We start from the raw sequence: 21,862 nt of genomic DNA, 5'->3' as shown, positions 1-21,862 counted from the left end.
ATATAAGGATGTCTATTATAGTCGTTTTTGTCGCTTTTTGATGGGAATCAGGTGAATATTTCGGGAAACAAATGCGACAAGTGAAAAGCGACATTAAAACGACAAAAAGAGACAATGAAAGTGAGGGGTTTCCAAGGGTTCTTTACACTATATGAAGAAGAATACTAAGGACTAGATAGCATTTACTTTGAATAAACACATTCAAGAGCGGTTAAATCAATGGGGTCAACTTGTGGAGAATGCCAAAAGTTGATTTAAAAAATCAACTTTTCGATTAGATCTATCTTATTGACAACTAACTTTGTTTAATCTTTATTCAATGCAAGAAGATCATTTTAATCCTTCAGAAGGAGCAGCATTCTCTAACTAGATCTGATACTATTCACAGGTGAAAATGAGAGGGTATCCAGTTTCCTTCCATGTCAGAATAGGTTCATGTATGATTTGCATGGAAAACTATATATGGATTCCATGTCAATGGAGGTTTAGGGAATAATTTCATGGAGTTTTCACAAGATTAACAGTAAAACAAAATGAAATGAAAAAAGTCAAACACGGGAAAATAAAGGAGTCAATATTATGAACAACATATACAAGTACCTCAGATCTGCCACTACAGGTGAAGAAAAATCAGAAAATGAACATGATATGGAAGTATTCATGAAATCACAGGAACTGGCAGAACAATTCGATATCAAATATGACGGAGAAAGTATTGTACCAACTGATACAAGCCTTGCAGACTCCGTATTTGAAGCTGCAGTCCAGTTAGTGACATCTGTGGGCATCTACTGCATTGACACAAAGAAAACCATACAGATCGAAGAAGAGGATATTGTAAAGTCCCTGAGCACTTCCGAAACGCTTGAGATAGGAAGAAAGAATGAAAAGATCACAGTTCCCTTCAGGTACATTATGGACTCCGAACCACCGGTCATAATCGGAGGGCCTATGGGAGGTACTGTTTCCGAGGAGAACTTCCTTGAAGTTCACGTAAGTTCTGCCATGGAGCCTATTGTACAGGGTATATATGCAGGTGCACTTGAAAAGATGGGAGGTAAAGGAATACGCGGGAAAACACCATTTGAGATGCTTGCCGCGCTGAAGGAAGCCAGAGAGGAAAGGCTTGCAACAAAACTTGCAGGACGTGAAGGTCTTACATTGATGGGACCCGGAACACCGACCATCTCACAGGCATATATGCTGGTTTCTTCCGATGAACTGTACTCCAGTGCAGATGTCCAGGAGGCCTACCAGCTGGATGAGCTTAAGACTGACTATGAGACATTCTATAAATCCATATTCCACCTTGAGCACGGTAACCATTTCCTGAGCGGCCAGTGTCCGGTTTTTGGAGGAACAGGTATCGGCTCACCTGAAGGACTTGCTATCGTTGATGTTGCAGAGACCATACAATCAAAGCTGCTCACTGGTGCCAGTTTACACGTTTCCGGTGCAGTCCATGTGAATACAAATTCATCCTCAGCAAAAGAGGTCATGTGGGGTTCTAACCTATCATCCCTTGCTATTTCACGTAACATGCACCATTACATAGGAAGATATTACTGGAATCTTGCAGGCTGCTGTACTGATATGATGTTCTATGAGACCGCTGCACAAGCTATAGGAGATACTGTTTGTGGAAGGGACGTACTGATAGGGCCAGTGGGTGCCCGCGGAGCAGGTACCGATCACTCCACAGGACTTGAATCCAGGTTCATGGGAGAAGTTGCACACATGGCAACCGGCCTGACACTTCTGGAAGCAGATGAGGCTGCCCGGAACATCTATAGGAAATATGAGAACCTGTTGGTACATGCTCCCGAAGGCAAACCTTTTAACGAATGCTATAAAGTGAAATCAGAGTATGAAATGAAGCCTACAGACGAATACATGAAACTCTACAAGGAAGTATTCGCAGAAGTTAGAAAATACTGTGGCATCGAGTGATAACTGTGGAATCAACATGAATGATATTTTCGGAACAGATGGAATCCATATATTCAGGAACAGGGCATCGCTTTCTCCAAGGCATCTTCCGGACAGGCTTGTTGGAAGGGAAAAGCAGATAACTGAGCTTGCTTCACTGATAAGACCTGTTCTCCACCATGGAGAGCCTGCAAATGTACTGATATCTGGAATTAAAGGGACAGGTAAGACAACTATTGTGAGATTTGTCCTGAAACAGCTGAGCGTGAACATTGAGAAGAAAGGCCTTAACGTTGTTCCGGTCTTCATCAACTGCCGGAAGATCAACACGACCAGCAAGATCATACTTGAGATGCTGAACATGGTATCACCCGAAACAGAAGTTCCAAGAACGGGACTCTCAATGGGAAAATATTACAGAGCATTATGGAAAGCGCTGAACGAAAAGAGGATCACAATAATTGTGGTCTTTGATGAAATCGAGGCTCTGAAAGACAAGAACATACTTTATGAACTCAGCTATACCAGCGAGAATATGAGCATCGAAGAAGACATATTCATAGGCATTATTGGAATTAGTGATGACATATTCTTTTACCCTAAGGTCGAGCAAACTGTTGTTTCAGCACTCCAGTACAGGAACATAGTATTTCCACCATATAGCGAAGAAGAGGTTGAGCAGATACTGAACGACCGCTGTAAAATTGCGTTTGTGGAAGATGTTGTGGACGGAGGAGTAGTACCACTATGTGCGGAGCTATCCGGAGAGGAGCATGATTGTGGTAGAGCCCTGAATTTGCTGGAAAAAGCAGGAGATATAGCAGACATCACGAATGAGGATAAAATAACTGAAAAACATGTCTTGCTTGCAAATGAAGAGATGGGAGAAAAAGACCTGTTAACCTCACTTGAAAACCTCCCCCTCAATTCAAAGCTTGTCCTGCTCAGCATCATCAGACTTAACGGGGAGCTGAACGATAAGATCACAACAGGCCAGATAGAAATGCTCTACAGGAAGTTCTGTGATCGTATAGGCACTAATCCACTAGGACGCACAAGCGTCTCAGGTATTGTCTCAGAGTTCGATATGATGGGGATCATCTCAGCGCCTGTGCGGAGCAGGGGAAGATATGGCAAGACACGTCTCATATCGCTCAGGAAGAACACAAAGAAGATGCAAGACATACTTTACAGGGACTACAGGCTTAAGGAACTGTGACATGAACGTACTTAGCTAACGGAGATCAACATGAAACTAAACCTTGGAATTGATGCAGGTGGTACCTATACAGATGCAGTTGTTGTAAGAAGTTCAGATGATTCAATAATTGCATCCTATAAGGCCCTGACTACTTACCCGGATCCCCTTGATGGTATCCGGGAAGCACTTGACGGGATTGGCCAAGAGATGCTTTCACAGGTTGATGCTGTGTCAGTATCCACCACACTCTCGACCAACACGATCTTGGAAGGTACGGGATTCCCGGTTGGACTGATTCTTGTAGGGGATTATGTTATCAGCACTGACCTGCCCACAGAACATTTCATACAGGTAAAGGGAGGCCATGACCACAAGGGCGGTGAAGCAGAACCTCTGGATGAAAATGCAGTAAGGGAATTTGCCCAAAGGGCAAAAGAAAATGTGTCAGCTTTTGCAGTTTCTTCCTATTTCAGCATCAGAAATCATGAACATGAATTGAGGGTCAAGGAGATCGTCAAGAAGATCACGGGAATGCCTGTAGTATGTGCCCATGAGCTATCACAGGACCTGGGAGCATTTGAAAGAGCTGTGACAGCATTCTTCAATGCACAATTACTCCCCATAACCGAGAGGTTCATGTCCAGTGTAGAATCCGAGATAAGAGGTCGTGGCATGGAATCAAAGATATTCATGCTCAAATGTGACGGATCTGTGGTCGGTATCAAGAGGGCACTGGAAAGACCGATCGAATCCATATTCTCAGGACCAGCAGGAAGCCTTGTTGGTGCTTCCTTCCTCTCAAATAGAGAGAGCTGTGCGGTTATAGACGTTGGAGGAACAAGTACTGACGTATCCGTTATAACAAATGGTGTCCCCGAAATGAGCGAATCCGGTGCTGTTGTAGGCGGATGGAAGACCAGGGTCAAAGCCATAAGGATGGAAACCTCAGCACTTGGAGGGGATAGTGATATCTGGGTCAGTTCAGGAAAGGTCAACTTTGGTCCACGAAGAGTCATACCTCTATGCAGAGCAGCAGCACAGTTTCCGAAATTTCTCAGGCAGCTTGCCACTAACCCGATTCCTTCCAAAGGATTACTGGGGAGGAACTTCCAGCCTACCAAATTCTACATAAGAACAAAGTATGAGCAACTCGAACTAACTGATATAGAAATAGAAATCCTTAATGCCATTCATGACGAACCGACTTCTCTTAAGGAGATACGTTCGCGTATCAACAAATACCCAGCATCAAAACATCTGGATACGCTCATGCAGAAAAGGCTGATACAACCTATCAGTTTCACACCTACGGATGCCCTCCATGTGCTCGGAGAATATACGAAATACAATGATGAAGCTTCACGTCTTGGTGCACAACACCTCGCTCCCCTTTATAAGATGGATGCAGATGAATTTGCATCATATGTCAAGAAGGAGTTTGCCAAGAACATGGCAGCTGACCTTGTGTCATTCTTCCTCGAGGATATATCAAGAGAAGAGATACGCAATATATTCGATTCAGAAGCACCGATTCAGTTCAAAGTGCATGTGCCAGTGGTGCTGATCGGCGGCCCTGTGATAGCATATCTCGAAGAAATAGAGAAGCTTATCGATGCTGAGATCATCCTACCGGAATTCGCAAGTGTTGGTAATTCTGCAGGAGCATTGGCTGCAAAAGGAATCAGAAGGTTTGAGATACTGATACGCCCTGTTTCCATGGCCGCACCGGACTGGGAGTGCTATGTCTATTCCGAGAAAGGGAGAGAGATCATCGATGACTATGAGGATGCGCTGGAACATGCACTTAAGCTTGGCAAGGACACCATCTACGAGTATATGAAGGAAATCGGTCTTGACCCGGATTCGGTGAAGATTGACATCAAAAAGGATGAAGTGACCCTCGAAGGATCCGATACACTGGTGGAGACCAAGATCGTTGTTCTGGGTGTTACCGAACACATCGAGGAAGATGAATAAGAATTAAGAAAGCGAATGCTAGAAAGATGCATTTATATCCTCTTTTTATTTGATTTTTTTAATCTATTGGGTTTAGTCGTTTTAATCAAAAAAATAAAAGTAACTGCATCTTTGAATATCGCACTTAAATCCTTCTTCTGAATATGTTATAAACCATACCGAGAACTCCGATTGCGAGAAGTGAACTAAAACTGGGCAGTAAATTAATTTTGAAAAGTTGCATTTTTCATAATTACCTATGTCCCAAAACAATCATGCGGAAGATCAAATCCGAACTTAACACAACAATACAAAAAGAAAAACGAAATAAAAAAGCCAGATGCAGGCTTTAACATCGCCTGCAACTCATAATTTCCCAATAATAAATTCTCAATTTTTAGTTCCGTAGCACTTGTCAAGGTGATCCACTGCTGGTGGGGTCGTAACAAGACTTACACCAACTGCAACCAACATTGCGAGTGGGGTTGCTACAAGGATAGGATCGATAACTGTCCATGTTCCTGTGAGCAATGTCTCTGTGCCAAAGAGAGCCTGGCAGATACCAAGAGGGGCTGCTTCCTTTGCATGGACGAAAGTGAGCCAGAAAAGGCTGCTAAAAGTACCAACAACAAGGCTTGCAATTGCACCTTCCTTTGTCATTCTCTTCCAGAAGAGTGCACCCATGTATGTTGGGAGGAAAGCTGCTGCACAAAGCCCGAAGAATATCGCAGTAGCCCTTGCAATGATGCTGATCGGCAGAATGTATGCAAGAATGACACTGATCAGGATGGCAACTGAGATACCGATCTTTGTAACGTCAACGGTCTTTCTTGCATTACCCTTCATCAGGAACTCGCGATAGAAGTCGTGTCCGATAGCTGTTCCCATTGTGTGGAACTGTGAGCTCAGGGTTGACATTGCAGCTGCAAGTAAGGTTATCATGAAGACGATGACGAACATCTCAGGCATTGCACTGTTGATGTATTCAGGCATGATAACGTCCATGTTTCCTTTTGCAACTTCAATAGCAAGCATTCCGGTAGTATTAAAGAAGTAAACGTTGGAAAGTCCACCTACGATGTATGCGACTCCTGCCATCATGAGGATGAAAGGACCACCAGCGAAGACTGCCCTGTTAAGGGATTTCTTACTGTCAACGGTCATGAACCTGACCGCAAGCTGTGGCTGTGCAAGTACACCGATACCAACACCAAGGATGATGGTTGACACCATTGTCCACCAGATGGGTGAACCAAATACCGGCATTGCTGTCCAGCCCTGATGACCACCGGCTGCCAGTGATTCAGGTACAAGAGGTGCAAGATCCGTGAGTGCCTGATGAGCTTCAACGATACCACCAAGCTTTGCATAGGTAAGTGCGAGAAGAACTGCCATACCACCGAGCATAAGGGTTCCCTGAAGTGCATCGGTGTACATGACCGCAAGCAATCCGCCTGTGATAACATAAGCAGCAACAATAACTGTCAGGATAAGGACGGCAATATCATAGTCAACAGAAAGTGCGGTTTCCATGAATCTCGCACCACCGATGAGGACAATTCCTGCATAAAGAGGCATGAACACAGCGATAAGGGCGCCGGAATAACCCTGAATGAAACGTGACTGGAAACGTCTTCCCAGAAGTTCAGGGAATGTAACAGCATTGAGGTTCACACCGATCCTTCTTGTCCTTGCACCGAAAACGACGAATGCAATGAATATACCCACAAAGATATTCATGAACACGAGCCAGAGGGTTCCAAGGCCAAGCGTTCCTGTCACACCGCCAAAACCGATGATCGCAGCTGTACTGATAAAGGCTGCACCATAGGAAAGTGCGAGAATGTAAGGATTGACGTTCCTTCCGGCGAGCATGTAGTCGTCGACCTCTTTAGTTCTCCTGTATGCAAGCCAGCCGCAATAGAACACGGCGAGCATATAGATCAGGACAAATATTCCCAGGGTTGAAGTACTGACCGCCATCTTAGCACTCCTCGTCCTCTTCTTCGTTCCACTTTAAAATTCCATATACCATACATCCCAGTGCACTTACAATACACAGGACATATGCTAACCATATTTGAGGATCATCGATACCTAACATAACTACCACTTGCCATTATTTTGATTGATGCTTGCTAACACGTAGCAAGATGAATAATGGTGATTGTTAACAAGAACCATACTTTAATGTTTCGAAGTTATTCGAGTAAAATAATACAATTAATTGAATGTAAATGCGCATCAATGGAGCTACAAGTACAGAGATGTTTTAGAATAGACAGGCTTGTATTGTGAGCACATCATAAAAAGAAAAGACAATGGGTACGTACCAAAAATATGTATTATTTTGAACTTTAGAAATATACAAATATAGAAAATCACGATTGGTATACCTGTGATTACCCGATGAAAAAAATAACAGGCGTTTTTATTATTATTTTACTTATATCAACCCTTGGAATGGGTTGTGTCGGATCAACAGAAGGTACAGACATTAGTGAACAGGATGATCTAATTATCGTAGAAGAGCAGAGTGAGCTATATTCCCAGAAACAGGAAAGAATAGCCCTAGTCAATGCCGCTATCGACCTGATAGGTGAAAAAGGAGAGCTTGCATTTCCTGAATTCAGGCAAAAGGACAGCCAGTGGTACCATAATAATTCCTACATCACCGTCTGGAAGACTGAAGGAATACGTGTTGTTTTCCCTCCTAAGGTAAGTGGGGAAGGTGGGAGCGTGCTAGATCTTGAAGACTACAACGGTGAGCCGTTGGGTATGATTATCATTGACACCGCTTTAAGCGAAGAGGGAGAGGGATGGGTCAATTATTACTGGCCAAAACCAGGTGAGACTGTCCCTTCCAAGAAGTCCACTTTCGTCAAGAGAACTACGATCGATAATCAGACATACCTTGTGCATTCCGGATTCTACGTTAATGATTATATCTATACCAATGATGTTGAGGATCTGGAACATTTCAGCCGATTTGGAGACGTTTTTATTGGAAATTTGCTCCACCCGGCAACAGTTAATAAAGAACTGGAAGTCAATTACAGTATTGCCCATGTTATTATCAAACCGGGGAAATCCATTGAACCTCACATGATGAATAATCCGGAAGTATATTATGTACTTGAAGGCGAAGGGGTCCTCTACATAGAGGATGTACCATTTGAGCTGAGCAAAGGAAAGCTTGTTCACATACCTGCAAACTCAAAGCAATACACGGAGAATGCCGGGGATGTTGACCTTGAGTTCTTTGCTATAAATCAGCCTGTCTGGTCAGAAGAGAACGAGGAAATGGTGGAGTGATCCGCCATCACCCCTTTCTTTTGACTTTTCAAAAGACAGCATTTTACGGCGTCTTCCCGTAATGCTCAATAGCATCCTGTATTTCGGATGCTGTCGCCTCATCAGTTATAAGTGAATAATAAGGACTCAATCTATACCATTTCTTATTTTTGTATTCGATGTACAATTGTGTGTCCAAATTGTAGTAATCTTTTTTCTGTTTTTGATATGCAAACAGGGATAATGGCAATAGTGGGACCATTGATAGGATTGTTCGCCATTCTCCCAGCATAACCATATGTGTAACTAATGCAAAAACGATTACAAAAGCTATGCATTTCAACATCAGGAGTGTTTTCTTTGAGTACTGTGCAAGCTTGTTAGAAATGATGGTCCCGATCTCACTGTGGTTTAATGTAATATTTTTCAGCCCGATGGAACTTAAATGCACACCAGAATCATTGACCAAAATGCTTGCCTGAAAGCTCCTGGCTACAATGAAATAGCATAAAATATATGCCACTGACAGAATTATTAAATAATTCAAAAGATCAAGACGTGAAGGAAGATGAAGCAATATACTAAATCCTATTATTAGGAAAGCAGTATACAAGCTGCTATTGGTTGGAAATGTTACGTTAGCAGATCGGAAAGATTTAGTATTTGATCTGCCGGAAGGTTCGAGTGATTTATTCACAAAATCAAGAGCCGGATGTGATCTCAATTTCGTTGAAGGTGCATTTGGACACCATCCCATCATTCTTTTGACACTTTCAAAGGATACCATTTACTGTACACCCCTGTAATGTTCAATCGCAGCTTGAATTCTGGATGCTGTCATCTCATCAGTTACAATCGAATAATAAGACATAGATTCATACCATCTTGTATACCGGTTTTTATTTTCATATTGGATGGATAATTGTGTAGCCATATCATGATATTTCCTATCGAGTTTATGTTTTGCAAGCAGGTATACTGGCACTAACGAGACAATAGATATGATCATTTGCCACTCTCCGCGTATTGTTGCTGAATAAGCAGCTAATGAGACAATAACTGTTAGTGGTATTACGAGTAGTAGAGTTATCAGAACTGTAGATCTAGTTCGCTTATTTAATGTGACGGATGTTATTTCTCTGTACTTTAGTGTAATAGACTTCATCTCAAAAGACTGTAGATGGATCCCATTCTCATCAATTAAAACGTTTGAATGAAATATTTTTGTTACTAGTAAGTAAAATAAGAGGCACATTGCAACAATGGTGGGAATAAAGATGGTAGAATCCTGGCCCCTTACAAAAAACAGGACCATATTAAAAACGGATACAATGATGATGAAAAACAGGGAAGTATTTGCAGGGAATATGACATTTCCAGATTGAACAAGTTTAACGTTTGTTCTTCCTGAAGGTTCGAGTGAATTATTTACAAAATCAAGATTCTGATGTGATTTTATTCTCGTTGATGTTCTATTCGGACACCAACCCATGACTTTCCGTATAGTCTCTGCCACATTTATTGTCATACCAATTTCCTCAATTTCTCAAACAGTTCTTCTGCCATTTTTGTAGGATCGTCCGGTCGTTGAACCTTGATCGAATCTTATTTTCAATGGACATTATGTATTCAGATTAGGCAATTTTCTTTCACGATCAGCTTTTTCTCGTTTAATTTTACTGATTTTCAATAAACCGAGTATGCCAATTATTCCAAAAGCGAGTATGCTTAAAGATATCAGAATCGTCCTCTGTAAGTCTACATCAGTACCTAATAGATAAATTGAAGCGGATACTATAAACAAAGAAATTGCAATCAGTGAAACAATAGTTGCTTTTATTTCATTTTCTTGATTCATTTGTCTTAGGCTTCCCTTATTTGATTTTCATGTTCATGAGATCTTGGTCCGGTTGTCCTGAATCCTTACCAGACAGTAATACAACACTGCACCTATGAAATTCAGGAAAATTAAGGCAATCGACCAGATCACTTTATCATATTCGCCTTTACCGGGAAAACGATCTGTGCTTCTTTGCAGACAGTCGGCTAACATGAAAAGCCAGAAAACAAGGGCTACTAGGATGATTCCCCATAATAGTTGCCCGATGTGATATGTGAAAACGAGTATCGCGAAAAATGGTATAAGTCCAACGATAGTCCGTTCTGAGTTTCTTTTATTCATTATTCCTGAAGGTTTCAGTGAAGTGTTTGCAAAATCAATCTGCTGAGATGATTTTGATTTTCCCATAGTTGTATTGGGACACCATCCCATGAATTTCCGTATAGTTTCTGCTACATTTATTGTCATACTAACTCCCTCAACTTCTCAAATAGTTCCTCTGCCAGTTTTGTAGGATCGTCCGTCTGTTCGAGCTTTATCTTCATCTCATCTGCAAAATCCCAGAGCAATTCCATGCATTCCTTGTACCTGCTGCACTCATTGCAATCTCCTTCGTGCTCATACCACACCTGAACACCATGTTTTTCAGACACAAAGATCAAGGCACTAACATTCAGAGGAATTGACTGACCGAACAATATGCCCCTTTCAACGTTCATACTCTCCACATGGATCTGGTTTGACCTTGCCATCTCAAGCAATATATTTTCAACACGTTTGTCCATGCCAATAAGTGCCCTGGATACTGCCTGCCTGGAGATATTGAATGAGTGTGCGATATTGATATTGCGGGACCCACTTCTTCGCAGTTTCCAGAACTCGAACTGTCTATCTCCTGTTGGAAGGAACATATGTCAACATATGTATGTTTACTATAAATACATTGTTAATTTATTTTATCATTGAGCAAAAATAAATAAGAAATATGTCATTAATTATTTTTTATACAAAAATTTGGTATGTTTCTACTAATTAAAAATTCTATTTAACATAATAATTTGATGGGATGGACATAAGATTCTTATAATGAAATTTTCAGTTATAGTGTTAAGACGCTTAAAATGAATAAATGATGAAATTGAAAATGATTGGAAGGGAATGAATGCAAATGAGTAAAAGTGATTCAGAATGGATAGTTGCCGGACTTATTGTATTCTTTGCGATAATTGTTTTTGCATATCACATAGGCCAACTGCTATGGGGAATATTCCTAATAGCTCTTGTTTTCTGGTTTTTCATGTTGGCTGACTGTCTGCGAAGAGGGACAGATAGTTTCCCCGGCAAAGGAGAGTATGACAAATTGATCTGGTCGGCTGCCTTAATTTTCCTGAATTTCATAGGTGCGATATTGTATTACTATCTGGTAAGAATTCAGGACAACAGGGGCGAAATATCATGAGCAAAGAAGCTGCAACAATATTAGGAACCGTTGGCGGATTTTTTGGAGTTGCCGCTTCAGCATGCTTATTTTTGTTTGCAGCTTTCAATTTAGGATTCGGCAGTAGAATTTTAGAATACCCTCCAGCTCCTATGGAAGTCTTTATAATCCTGGGCATTGGCCTCATAGCACTGGCATTGGGCATGATAGGAATTGCCGGATCAGTTGTTGCTAGAACGGACAAAAAGAAAGGTGCTAAATTAATGCTGGCATCAGGTATATTTGGTTTCTTCCTGCTCTTTGCATTGTGGATCATACCGGGAATATTACTTACTGCTGGTGGGATTCTGGCAATGAAAGATGCCGGTGGGGATTTTTCATGAACACAAAAGTTGAAACAGCATTGGGAGTTATCGGGGGTTCTCTGGGAGTCCTTGCGTCAGCCTTCATCTTTTATATCGTGCTGGCTGGTATCTGGCCAGGCGGAGGTTCCATAACATATGCGTCTCCAGAGGACTTCGGATTTATGGTGGTTTTTGGAATAGTTACACTGATAGTAGGTTTGGTGGGAATTGCCGGAGGAATTATTGCTAAATCAGACATGAAAAAAGGTGGCAAATTAATGCTGATATCCGGCATACTCGGATTCTTTTTATTCTTCACTTTTTGGTGGATCATACCAGGAATACTGCTCACTGCCGGGGGGATCATGGCAATGAAAGATAACAGGAAGGAAATATCATGAGCATAAAAGTTGAAACCGCTTTAGGCTTCTTGGGAGGATCATTAGGAGTGATAACATCATTGGTCATATTCTACGACACAATATTCGCACTGACTGATTCTTTGCTGGCAATGATATTTTTTGGGCTGATTTCATTGATAGTGGGATTGGTAGGAATTGCAGGAGGGAATATTGCTAGAACTGATATGAAAAAAGGAGGAAAATTGATGCTTGTATCCGGCATAATAGGATTTGGCCTATTCTTCTGGATATGGTGGATCAATCCCGGAGCTTCACTTACAGTTGGCGGAATTCTGGCAATATGGGATAAGGATTAAATAAATCACATCAATCGGCCCCTTATTACAACAGACTGTAATGAAGAGATGAATGTAGATCGCATCCCCTTATGCCATCTATTCCTCAAGAGCACGTGAATAGCTATCAAATGCTCTGTCATTAAAACAAATTATCAGAACTTTCTCTATAGAGCTGTTCTTCCCAAGAAAACCAGCGATCTCATTTACTGCTATCCTAGAAGCTCTTTCTACAGGAAAACCATATGCACCTGTGCTTATTGAAGGAAAGGCTATCGTCCTCACACCATTCCTTACCGCTACTTTCAGGCTATTACGATAACAGCGAGCCAGCATCTCATCTTCCCCGTAAGTTCCTCCCCTCCAGATCGGACCAACGGTATGTATTACCCATTTTGCAGGAAGATCATAACCGGAGGTGATCTTTGCTTCTCCCGTGGGACAGCCTTTCAGTCTTTTGCATTCTTCAAGAAGCTCAGGACCTGCTGCTGAATGTATGGCACCATCCACTCCGCCACCTCCCAAAAGGGAATTGTTGGCAGCATTAATGATTGCATCAACATTCAGTTCTACAATATCACCTTTGGTAACTACTATCCTGTCCGAAAGCATACATTATAGTTTGGCATGATAGGATTTTAGGATTATCCTGCTTTTTCCTACAAGTTTTACCCAAGCATGAAAAACACCATGGCACAGCAGAAGATCAGAACTCCTGCACCAGCAAGAGGAAGCGTGAACCTGCGAACGACAGTGGGTATTGAATCTCCTGTGGAGCGCTGTATCAGCCAGAAATAAGGATCGCTGACGTATGAAACGATCAGTGTGCCAGCTGAGATCATCAGTATGAGAGGAATTGTTGGTATAGAAGCAACAATGTCTGTACCGGCGAGAATGGTTGCCGTAATGACTGCTGTCACCACACGGGAACCCTGAGCCGTCTGTATAAGGACTGCAAGTACGAACGGAATTACTACTACCGGAAGAATACCTGATATCAGGGCAAATACCTCATCCGGGAAACTGCTTGCGGATATTACGAAACCAAGGGCCCCTGCACCGCAAAGGTCGAAGAGTATGATACCTGCATTCTTTGTCCCTTTCTCAAGTGCGAGCCTGCGAGGCCCTTCGCTTACCAGCAGAAGTGAAGCGAACACGGAGATAACAAGAGCAATGTTCACATCACTAATTGCTGAAAGCGGGGAGAACAGATAACCGATGGTTATCAGTACAACAGGCAGTGCTATGGGCAGCCAGACCTTCCAGCGAGGCAGGGAAAGCATAACCGGCTCTACAAGTCCTTCTAATTCCGGAACCGGGTGCTGTTGGCCTTTGCTAAGTCTTTTCGAGACAACATAACCGATACTGAGCAGGAACAGGGAAAGAGGAACAGTTATGAGATTAATGCCGAAACTCTCAGATCCCGGGACTCCAAAGGTTGTGCTCATGCTGTAAACAACAGGCAATGGTAAGATGAGTACGAATGAAAGCACACTTCCGAAAGCTGCCATGTAGAAAAGTCTTCCATTTGATGAATGTTCCTTCTCCATCTGTTCAATAAGCGGAAGCATCACCACATATGCAGTAAGACAGCACATGAGTGGAATGGAAAGAAGGTAACCTACAATTCCTGCAGCCATATCAGGAGCTTTGATGGTTCGCCTCACATCGTCCACGATCTTCTCAATGAAATGACCATGTCTCAGGATCTGGGCTATCACTGCTCCGCAATAGATGGGGATCCCCAGGAGGGAGAAGATACGACCGGCACCCCCGGTTACATACTGTACCAGCCATTCGGTCATTCCATTGAGTATTCCAAATATGAATGCAGCTGCTATAAGGGTCAGGAAGGGAGTGACATGGAACCTGATCGTGAGGACGCTGATGAAAATAATAATAAATATAAAGATGAGCAGTGATTCCATACAAGGCTTGATGTATCAGAAGATATATGATGGCATCGGAAGAACGAAGGAGCAATAAAATGGATGAAGACCTGCTTGCTGTGGATTATTGTATCGATTGTGGAAAGTGTTATGATGTCTGCCATATTTCAAAAGTTACAGACAACAAGTATACGCCAAGATCGAAGATAATGCTTCTCCAGAAGCTGCTCGATGGGGATGAGCTTGATCAGGAAGAAATTAATGATATTTATCTTTCAACCCGCTGCGGTGCCTGTGATGATGTCTGTCCCATGAATATTCCTATCACCGATATTATCCAGAGAGAAAGGGATCTACTGGTAAAACAGGGAAAGGAACCTGCCAGAACCACACAGATATGCAGGAACATTCTCGAGTCAGGAAGCCCGGGAAGGAAAGATGCTTCAGTTCGAAACTCCTGGGCCACGAATGATCTTGGGCTTGAAGATAGCTCGGATGTAGCCTACATGGCAGGCTGCTGGATAGCATTTGCACATCAGGATATTGCACGCTCCACTATTAAGCTACTCAATGCAGGAGGAATAGTACCAAGAGCAATTCCGGAAGAGAAATGCTGTGGTCTTTTCCTGATAGACAATGGTCATCTTGAAGAAGCTAAGGAATATGCAAAAGAGTATGTTGAATATCTCGAATCCCTCGGAATAAAAAAGGTCATTGCTTCATGTCCGGGATGCTATACGGTACTTAAGGAAGAATATCCTAAGCTCTTCCGTGAACCCGAATTTGAAGTGATATATTCACTTTCACTTTTCGATCAGCTCATTGATGAGGGGAAACTTACTCCAAAGAATCTGAACAAGACTGTATCTGTAAGGGATGCCTGTGCTATCATGGAAATGTCCGATATCCCCAGGAAGATCCTTTCCTCAATGGGGGTTGAGGTCAGGGAAATGTTCGACAGGAAAACTGCCTGCTGTGGCGGTCCTGCCGGTGTGAAACCAAATTTCCCGGAAATTTCATCAAAGGTTGCAATGCTTACCATTGAACATTTCAAAGATGCACCTGATGGTACTGTGTCCTACTGTCCTTTCTGTTACCATCATCTGGAAAATGTGTGCCATGAAAAAAATGTAGAGATCGATATGCAGGACATCTCACTACTGCTTTTGCAGAGCATACTTTAAATTTGAATAACTAACGGCTTATAATGACGGGATAATTTACGATTATCCAGTCATTCAGTTAGTTAGCTAGTTAGTTGGTAAGCTGTCCAGCCAATCATTCAGTCAGTTGGATGATCTTCAGAAGATTCGTACCGCCTTCATGACCCTGGGTCAGGACGATCATATCGCCGGATTTTCCTATGTCCTTTGATCTCATTGTATTGTTGATCTTCTCTTCAAGGCCTTCAGACCCATCCATTACTTTGATAGGATATACGCCATACGAATAGGCTAGTTGTTCACAGGTCAGGTCGAGGTGGCTCATTGCAATTATCCATTCATCTGGCTTGAATCTTGAGATGCGTCTTGGAGTGCCACCGGAATATGTGGGTATTACAACATACTTTATAGGAAGCCTGTTGATCGCTTCATGTACCTGAAGTGAAATAACATCACTGATGTTCATAGTGGTCTCATCGATACCTTTTCTGATAAGGTCAAGACCAAAGCCTTTCCTTGTACGCCACGTTTCGGTCTTCTTTGCAATATTGACCATTGTACTAACGGTCTCTACCGGATATTTTCCAACCGCTGTTTCACCGGATAACATTACAGCGTCGGTTCCGTCAAGGATAGCATTTGCCACATCGGTCGCTTCTGCGCGTGTTGGCCTGATATTTTCGGTCATTGACTCAAGCATATGAGTTGCAGTTATCACCGGGATCCCGCGAAGATTTGCTTTATGGATCAGCTCCTTCTGGACGATCGGAACTTCCTCTATAGGTATTTCTACCCCAAGATCGCCACGTGCAACCATCAGACCGTCGGTCATATCCAGTATGCCATCAATGTTCTTCAGGGTCTGACTTCTCTCTATCTTTGCTACAAGGAAAACAGAATGACCCTGTTTCTCAGCATGGTACCTTACCTTCTGTATATCTGAACCCCGCTCAATGAATGATACGCTAAAACAATTGACTCCCTCACCCAATGCAAAATCCACGATATCAAGGTCCCTTTCTGTAACAGGGTCAAGTAAAAGGTCGGTTTCGGGCAGGTTTACGCCTTTATGAGAAGAAAGCAGACCCCCGACAACGACCTCACATTCAGCTTCATTGTTGCAGACACCACTACATTTCATCTGGATGAAACCATCATTTAAATAAACGTTTGAGGTCTTTGCAATACAGTAAGGAAGCTTATCAAAATCAACAGGTATCAGATTGCCTGAACCTACTATCTTATCAGTGGTCAGTTTTACTTTATCCCCTTTCTGCAGGGTTAGGGGCTCATCCTGAAGCTGACCTACACGGATCTTCGGACCTGGGAGATCGGCCATAATAGAAACAACAACATCCAGCTCCTGACGTAGTTTTTTGATCGTACGGATGACCTTTCCATGGCTTTCAAAGTCGCCATGGGAAAAGTTGATCCTCGCAACGTTCATCCCGTTCAGTATAAGCTTACGTAGCATTTCTTCCGAAGAAGATGCAGGTCCGATGGTGCATACTATCTTGGTCTTGTGATCCGGCAGCTTCATGGAACTCATAGTTGAACTATAAGCTGGCTGCCTTAAAGCATTAACTATGTAGAATTAAATGTATTTGGTTGAAAAAAAGAATTGAAAGGTATTATTTTGTTTCTTCAGATTCCGCGTGATACACAATTGAGTCCCTTGCGTATGTCCCACGCTTTTTGGAAGGATTGGAAGCAAATAGTTCCCCCATCTCCAGAGAAAGATCTGTAAACCTTTCATGAAGCGTATTAATGTAAGCTGTCAACTCAGTGATCTGACCATCAAGGTCCATGATCATTTCATCTTTTTCCTGTAGCTGATGCTTAAGTCCCTCGATCTGTCTCTGAATTTCCTTGAATGGATCATTTTCCATAAATAGCACCTCTTAAGAGATCATGAATAATAAATAATAGAAATTTGATGTATCTTTAATGCCAACTTAACGGATAAAGCTTATTGTTTATTAACCTGTATGGAGGCTTTAAAAGATACTATTCGACTCTATAATGAAGGTTTACAACATTTCCCCAAGAAAACTTCTCTTTGCACGTACTTCAACAGGCCGGTCTTCAAGCCTGAAATGGTTGATGGCTTTTTTACCCTGCTTTTTTCTTGTATAACGCAATTCTCCTCCGTAGAGCAGAAAATCATTCATCACATCTTCGAACTGGATGCGTTCTGTGTGCGATAGTTCTATTACACTTATTCCATCAAGAAACCAATTATATACTTTAAGAAGAAAGACCTCACGCACACGTTTAAGCTTGTCAGGATCATAATTGCATGGTGCAGTAAGGTAGATGGTTTTTTTAAGCTCAGGCGACCATCCCGCGATCTTTTCTTCCATTTCAATAAATTGTATGGGGATCTCTTCCCCTTCTTCAGGTCTTGGCCGGTATCTTGAAAGGTGGCGGCTATCAGTTTTCAGATTCACCACCTTCGAGGGTCATACTCTGCTCTTCTGCGTTGTTTTCTGGTATTTTTGATCCGAAGTCCCATGTACAGTCCTATCAGGACACCACTAAGATGAGCGGTATGGGCGATCATATCAGGAGCTCCTATTAGTGCAAAGTCAAGCAGTACAAAGAGTAAGAGTGCATATTTTATCTTCATAGGTATGAAGTATACATATACCTGCATATCCGGGGCTAATATGGTAAGTGTCGCGAAAACTCCCATGATGGCACCGCTGGCTCCGACCATCGGATAGTAGCTGACACTGGTGGTAAGTGCATACCCAAGGGCGGCCACAACACCTGAAATGAAGTACACATACAGGAACATGTCTTTTCCTATACGTTTTTCCAGTTCTCTTCCAAAGAAGAATAGTACCAGCATATTAAAGAATATATGTCCGAAACTGCCATGCAGGAACATATGTGTGACCATTGTCCATGGTCTTGCGAACATTGTGCTCGGGACAAGCTGGAACAATTCCGTATAGCCTGGTATAAGTTGAAGGAAGAATGAAATGATGCAGATAAATATAATTGCCATTGAAGGACTTGTCGATATTGATGACCTTGTTTTGTGAACTGCGCCTGTGGCAGCTCCTTTTGCAGCATTTTTGGCTGCATCCTTCATCATGTTCTTTATAGCGTCATCAATTTCCGATCCGTATGCCTGACCTCCGGTGGTGCTTCTTTTATAGTCCCCTGATGTTCCTGATGTGCCGGAAGAATATCCTGCACTGCGATCAAGCCCCTCGCAGGCATGTCTTTCAGGAAGTCTGTGGTCTGAGCAGAACGTTTTGCCACAATGGCGACAGGTAAACATCATAGGTTCCTGTTTGCCACATATCCAGCATTTATTATCCAAAGTATCCTCCCGATCATAATTAGTATTGTCTTGATCTAATATGTCAATATCTGCTATCAAATAAAATGATTTCTAAAGGTACCCGGCTACATACCTTATTATTTGATAATGTGTGTGCATTTTTTAAAATTTAATGGATGTACATATCGTTTTTGTAGTTTGTAACGGTGTAAACTCACAAAAGAATTGTCTAGTATAATCATGATAAATAGCCAAAGCGTTTATATATGAGATGCGCATACTAAATCCACATTCAAAAGACTATACGTCAGTTATTACGTTTTATACAATTCGTAACACCCACGGGGAAATTATCTATATACCCCTCTAACTATGAAATGTTCAATCCAGGAGGAGAGAAAACATATGAGTGAGCTAACTACAGGTAGCTTTTCTATCGACAACCTTGAAAATGTTCAGATCACCATCAACAACATTGTAGGTGCTATTGAAAAGGAAGCTGAAAGTATTGATGCTGAGATGGGGCCTACAGTTAAGCCCGGAGTCTCATCACTAAGAGATTGGGATCACAATATTCTGGACAGGTACAATCCGGTCTATACTCCAATGTGTGACCAGTGTTGTTACTGTACTTTTGGACCATGTGATCTTAGCGGTAACAAAGAAGGAGCATGTGGTATCAATCTTGAGGGTCATAATGCACGTGAGTTCATGCTTCGTGTTATTACAGGAGCAGCAGCACACTCAGGGCACGGAAGACATCTTCTTCACCACCTGATCGACCTGCATGGTAAGGATTTCCCTCTTGATGTTGGTGCTACTAATATTATTGCTCCAAATGTCCAGCTTGTCACAGGTGTCCAGCCAAAAACACTTGGAGATCTGGATAGTGTTCTCAGCTATGTTGAGGAACAGCTTACCCAGTTGCTTGCAGCTGTTCACATGGGTCAGGAAGGAGCAGCAATTGATTTCGAATCAAAGGCCCTTCATGGCGGTATGCTTGATCATGTTGGTATGGAGATCTCAGATATCGCACAGATATCCTGTCTTGATTTCCCTAAGGCAGATGACGAACCGCCTCTTGCTGATATCGGGATGGGATGCCTTGATTCTTCAAAGCCTACACTGATCGTTATCGGACACAATGTTGCGGCGATCACTGATATCATTGATTACATGGAAGACAATGGTCTTAACGATAAGATCGAGCTTGGAGGTCTGTGTTGTACTGCACTTGATATGACACGTTACAAGGCAGGTGATAGAACACCACCACGAGCAAAGATCGTTGGTACTCTTGCAAAAGAGCTTAAGACGATCAGGTCTGGAATTCCTGATGTTATCATTGTCGATGAACAGTGTATCCGTGCCGATGTCCTTGAAGAGGCAAGTAAGCTTATGATACCTGTTATTACAACTAATGACAAGGTAATGTACGGACTTAAGGACCGTTCAAATGATGAAATTGAAGACATCATTGAAGACCTTACTACCGGTAAGGAAAAAGGTGCACTTATATTCGATTATGAGAAGCTCGGAGAGCTTGCACCTCGGCTTACTATGATGATGTCCGAGATAAGGGAACAGAAAGGCATCAAGGCACTTCCAACAGAGGAAGAGCTCAAGGATCAGGTCGACAAATGTGTTCACTGTCTTGCCTGTGAGATCGCATGTCCTGACAACCTGCCAATAAGCGAAGCAATGAAACTCGGAAAAGAGGGTGACTTCACAAAGTTCGAGTGGATCCATGACAAGTGTGTCGCATGTGGCCGCTGTGAATACGCATGTCCAAAGGATATCGATATCGTTAACGTTATCGAGAAATCCTCACAGCGTTTGATCAGTGAGGAAGTTGGAAAGGTTCGTGCCGGCAGAGGACCTATCAGTGATCCGGAGATCAGGGAAGAAGGTGTCAACCTTGTTCTTGGTACAACGCCTGGTATTGTTGCACTGGTCGGTTGTTCTAACTACCCTGATGGTACAAAGGACCTTTATACAGTTGCAGATGAGATGCTCAGAAGGAACTATATTGTTGTTGTTTCCGGTTGTTCTGCAATGGACCTTGGTATGTACAAGGACGCAGATGGTCAGACACTCTATGAAAAATATCCTTCAAGGTTTAGGAGTGGTGGCCTGATGAACGTAGGTTCATGTGTTTCCAACTCACATATCACAGGAGCAGTGATCAAGGTCGCAGCTATCTTTGCACAGAAGAATATCTCAGGTAACTACGAAGAGATCGCAGACTACACACTCAACCGTGTTGGTGCTGTTGGTGTTGCATGGGGTGCATACTCCCAGAAGGCAGCTTCCATTGGAACAGGCTGCTCAAGGCTTGGTATCCCGGTAATCCTCGGTCCTCATGGTTCAAAGTACCGCAGGGCACTAATTGCAAAGCCTTATGAGGAAGAGAAGTGGAGCGTCTACGATGCAAGAAATGGAAGCGAGATGAAGATCCCGGCAGCTCCTGAATATCTGCTTACTACTGCAGAGACAGTTGAGGAAATGATGCCAATGCTTGCAAAGAGCTGTATCCGCCCAAGTGATAACAACATGGGTAGGATGATCAAGCTGACACATTACATTGAACTTAGCCAGAAATATCTTGGTATCATGCCCGAAGACTGGTACAAGTTTGTCAGGACAGAAACTGATCTTCCGCTTGCAAAACGTGAAAAACTGCTTAAGATACTGGAAGAAGAACATGGTTGGGAGATCGACTGGAAGAGGAAGAAGATCCTTTCAGGACCAGCAATGAAGTCCGATGTTTCAGCTCAGCCGACTAACCTCAAGAGACTTTGCAAGGAGGCTTAATC

General features: G+C 42.5%; 23 protein-coding genes. 10 read left to right on the top strand and 13 right to left on the bottom strand.

Annotation, left to right across the window (positions count from 1 at the left end; genetic code table 11):
• Positions 1-579: 579 nt before the first annotated feature.
• Genes E7X57_RS07320 through E7X57_RS07310 form a run of 3 tightly spaced genes read left to right on the top strand, consistent with a single transcriptional unit; the run spans position 580 to position 5,107 of the window.
• Positions 580-1,950 carry a monomethylamine:corrinoid methyltransferase gene (locus E7X57_RS07320; protein WP_135612167.1) on the top strand — a complete coding sequence of 457 codons (1,371 nt, stop codon included), beginning with the start codon at positions 580-582 and terminating at the stop codon, positions 1,948-1,950.
• A 16-nt stretch (positions 1,951-1,966) separates the two neighbouring features.
• Entirely contained in the window at positions 1,967-3,148 is a 1,182-nt protein-coding gene (locus E7X57_RS07315; RefSeq protein WP_135612165.1) for a Cdc6/Cdc18 family protein, read from the top strand.
• A gap of 30 nt (positions 3,149-3,178) precedes the next feature.
• Entirely contained in the window at positions 3,179-5,107 is a 1,929-nt protein-coding gene (locus E7X57_RS07310) for a hydantoinase/oxoprolinase N-terminal domain-containing protein (protein ID WP_135612163.1), read from the top strand.
• A 369-nt stretch (positions 5,108-5,476) separates the two neighbouring features.
• Here the strand turns inward: E7X57_RS07310 and E7X57_RS07305 are convergent, their stop codons facing one another.
• Entirely contained in the window at positions 5,477-7,069 is a 1,593-nt protein-coding gene (locus E7X57_RS07305) for a sodium:solute symporter (RefSeq protein ID WP_135612160.1), read from the bottom strand.
• A 1-nt stretch (position 7,070) separates the two neighbouring features.
• Positions 7,071-7,190, bottom strand: coding sequence for a symporter small accessory protein (locus tag E7X57_RS12950; RefSeq protein WP_371413176.1), 120 nt, complete (start codon positions 7,188-7,190; stop codon positions 7,071-7,073).
• Between the two features lie 305 nt (positions 7,191-7,495).
• On the opposite strand from E7X57_RS12950, the gene E7X57_RS07300 reads away from it, so the two are divergent.
• Positions 7,496-8,401 (top strand): cupin domain-containing protein, encoded by a 906-nt coding sequence (locus tag E7X57_RS07300; RefSeq protein ID WP_135612158.1) that lies wholly within the window; start codon positions 7,496-7,498, stop codon positions 8,399-8,401.
• A 43-nt stretch (positions 8,402-8,444) separates the two neighbouring features.
• Here the strand turns inward: E7X57_RS07300 and E7X57_RS07295 are convergent, their stop codons facing one another.
• The 5 genes from E7X57_RS07295 to E7X57_RS07275 form a co-directional block, all read right to left on the bottom strand.
• Positions 8,445-9,167, bottom strand: a complete 723-nt coding sequence (locus tag E7X57_RS07295) for a DUF1673 family protein (protein ID WP_135612156.1) — start codon at positions 9,165-9,167, stop codon at positions 8,445-8,447.
• Positions 9,168-9,908, bottom strand: coding sequence for a DUF1673 family protein (locus E7X57_RS07290; protein ID WP_135612154.1), 741 nt, complete (start codon positions 9,906-9,908; stop codon positions 9,168-9,170).
• A gap of 93 nt (positions 9,909-10,001) precedes the next feature.
• Positions 10,002-10,238, bottom strand: a complete 237-nt coding sequence (locus E7X57_RS07285; RefSeq protein ID WP_135612152.1) for a hypothetical protein — start codon at positions 10,236-10,238, stop codon at positions 10,002-10,004.
• 33 nt (positions 10,239-10,271) lie between these two features.
• On the bottom strand, positions 10,272-10,688 hold the full coding sequence (locus E7X57_RS07280; protein ID WP_135612150.1) for a DUF1673 family protein: 417 nt from the start codon (positions 10,686-10,688) through the stop codon (positions 10,272-10,274).
• Entirely contained in the window at positions 10,685-11,131 is a 447-nt protein-coding gene (locus E7X57_RS07275) for a hypothetical protein (RefSeq protein WP_135612148.1), read from the bottom strand. Before E7X57_RS07275 ends, E7X57_RS07280 begins: the two co-directional genes overlap by 4 nt.
• Positions 11,132-11,388: 257 nt before the next feature.
• Here E7X57_RS07275 and E7X57_RS07270 point away from each other — a divergent pair, with 257 nt between their 5' ends.
• The 4 genes from E7X57_RS07270 to E7X57_RS07255 are packed head-to-tail and all read left to right on the top strand — an operon-like array spanning position 11,389 to position 12,720.
• Positions 11,389-11,679, top strand: coding sequence for a PLDc N-terminal domain-containing protein (locus E7X57_RS07270; protein WP_135612146.1), 291 nt, complete (start codon positions 11,389-11,391; stop codon positions 11,677-11,679).
• Positions 11,676-12,041, top strand: a complete 366-nt coding sequence (locus tag E7X57_RS07265) for a hypothetical protein (protein WP_135612144.1) — start codon at positions 11,676-11,678, stop codon at positions 12,039-12,041. Before E7X57_RS07270 ends, E7X57_RS07265 begins: the two co-directional genes overlap by 4 nt.
• Entirely contained in the window at positions 12,038-12,403 is a 366-nt protein-coding gene (locus tag E7X57_RS07260; RefSeq protein WP_135612142.1) for a DUF4064 domain-containing protein, read from the top strand. Before E7X57_RS07265 ends, E7X57_RS07260 begins: the two co-directional genes overlap by 4 nt.
• Complete coding sequence (locus E7X57_RS07255) at positions 12,400-12,720, top strand: hypothetical protein (RefSeq protein ID WP_135612141.1); 321 nt, start codon at positions 12,400-12,402, stop codon at positions 12,718-12,720. The genes E7X57_RS07260 and E7X57_RS07255 overlap by 4 nt, the downstream gene beginning before the upstream one ends.
• 78 nt (positions 12,721-12,798) lie before the next feature.
• Here the strand turns inward: E7X57_RS07255 and E7X57_RS07250 are convergent, their stop codons facing one another.
• Both E7X57_RS07250 and E7X57_RS07245 read right to left on the bottom strand, forming a co-directional pair.
• Positions 12,799-13,311 (bottom strand): O-acetyl-ADP-ribose deacetylase, encoded by a 513-nt coding sequence (locus E7X57_RS07250; protein WP_135612139.1) that lies wholly within the window; start codon positions 13,309-13,311, stop codon positions 12,799-12,801.
• Between the two features lie 56 nt (positions 13,312-13,367).
• Entirely contained in the window at positions 13,368-14,627 is a 1,260-nt protein-coding gene (locus tag E7X57_RS07245; protein ID WP_135612136.1) for a GntP family permease, read from the bottom strand.
• Between the two features lie 59 nt (positions 14,628-14,686).
• Here E7X57_RS07245 and E7X57_RS07240 point away from each other — a divergent pair, with 59 nt between their 5' ends.
• Positions 14,687-15,772 (top strand): (Fe-S)-binding protein, encoded by a 1,086-nt coding sequence (locus tag E7X57_RS07240; protein WP_135612134.1) that lies wholly within the window; start codon positions 14,687-14,689, stop codon positions 15,770-15,772.
• 94 nt (positions 15,773-15,866) lie between these two features.
• Here E7X57_RS07240 and pyk read toward each other — a convergent pair whose 3' ends face one another.
• The 4 genes from pyk to E7X57_RS07220 form a co-directional block, all read right to left on the bottom strand.
• A complete protein-coding gene (gene pyk, locus E7X57_RS07235; protein WP_135612665.1) occupies positions 15,867-17,291 on the bottom strand; it encodes a pyruvate kinase in 1,425 nt (474 codons plus the stop codon).
• Positions 17,292-17,382: 91 nt separating this feature from the next.
• Positions 17,383-17,640 carry a hypothetical protein gene (locus E7X57_RS07230; protein WP_135612132.1) on the bottom strand — a complete coding sequence of 86 codons (258 nt, stop codon included), beginning with the start codon at positions 17,638-17,640 and terminating at the stop codon, positions 17,383-17,385.
• Positions 17,641-17,781: 141 nt separating this feature from the next.
• Positions 17,782-18,201 (bottom strand): hypothetical protein, encoded by a 420-nt coding sequence (locus tag E7X57_RS07225; RefSeq protein ID WP_244603635.1) that lies wholly within the window; start codon positions 18,199-18,201, stop codon positions 17,782-17,784.
• Positions 18,198-19,085: a rhomboid family intramembrane serine protease gene (locus E7X57_RS07220; protein WP_135612130.1), complete on the bottom strand. Its 888-nt coding sequence runs from the start codon at positions 19,083-19,085 to the stop codon at positions 18,198-18,200. Before E7X57_RS07220 ends, E7X57_RS07225 begins: the two co-directional genes overlap by 4 nt.
• A 366-nt stretch (positions 19,086-19,451) precedes the next feature.
• Between E7X57_RS07220 and cdhA the strand changes: the two genes are divergently transcribed.
• Complete coding sequence (gene cdhA / locus E7X57_RS07215; protein ID WP_135612128.1) at positions 19,452-21,860, top strand: CO dehydrogenase/acetyl-CoA synthase complex subunit alpha; 2,409 nt, start codon at positions 19,452-19,454, stop codon at positions 21,858-21,860.
• The last annotated feature ends 2 nt before the right edge of the window (positions 21,861-21,862 follow it).

The organism is Methanococcoides sp. AM1, assembly GCF_900774055.1.
Classification (GTDB): Archaea; Halobacteriota; Methanosarcinia; order Methanosarcinales; family Methanosarcinaceae; genus Methanococcoides.
The sequence above is the reverse complement of the archived record's forward strand: the minus strand, read 5'-3'. Positions and strand labels throughout refer to the sequence as shown.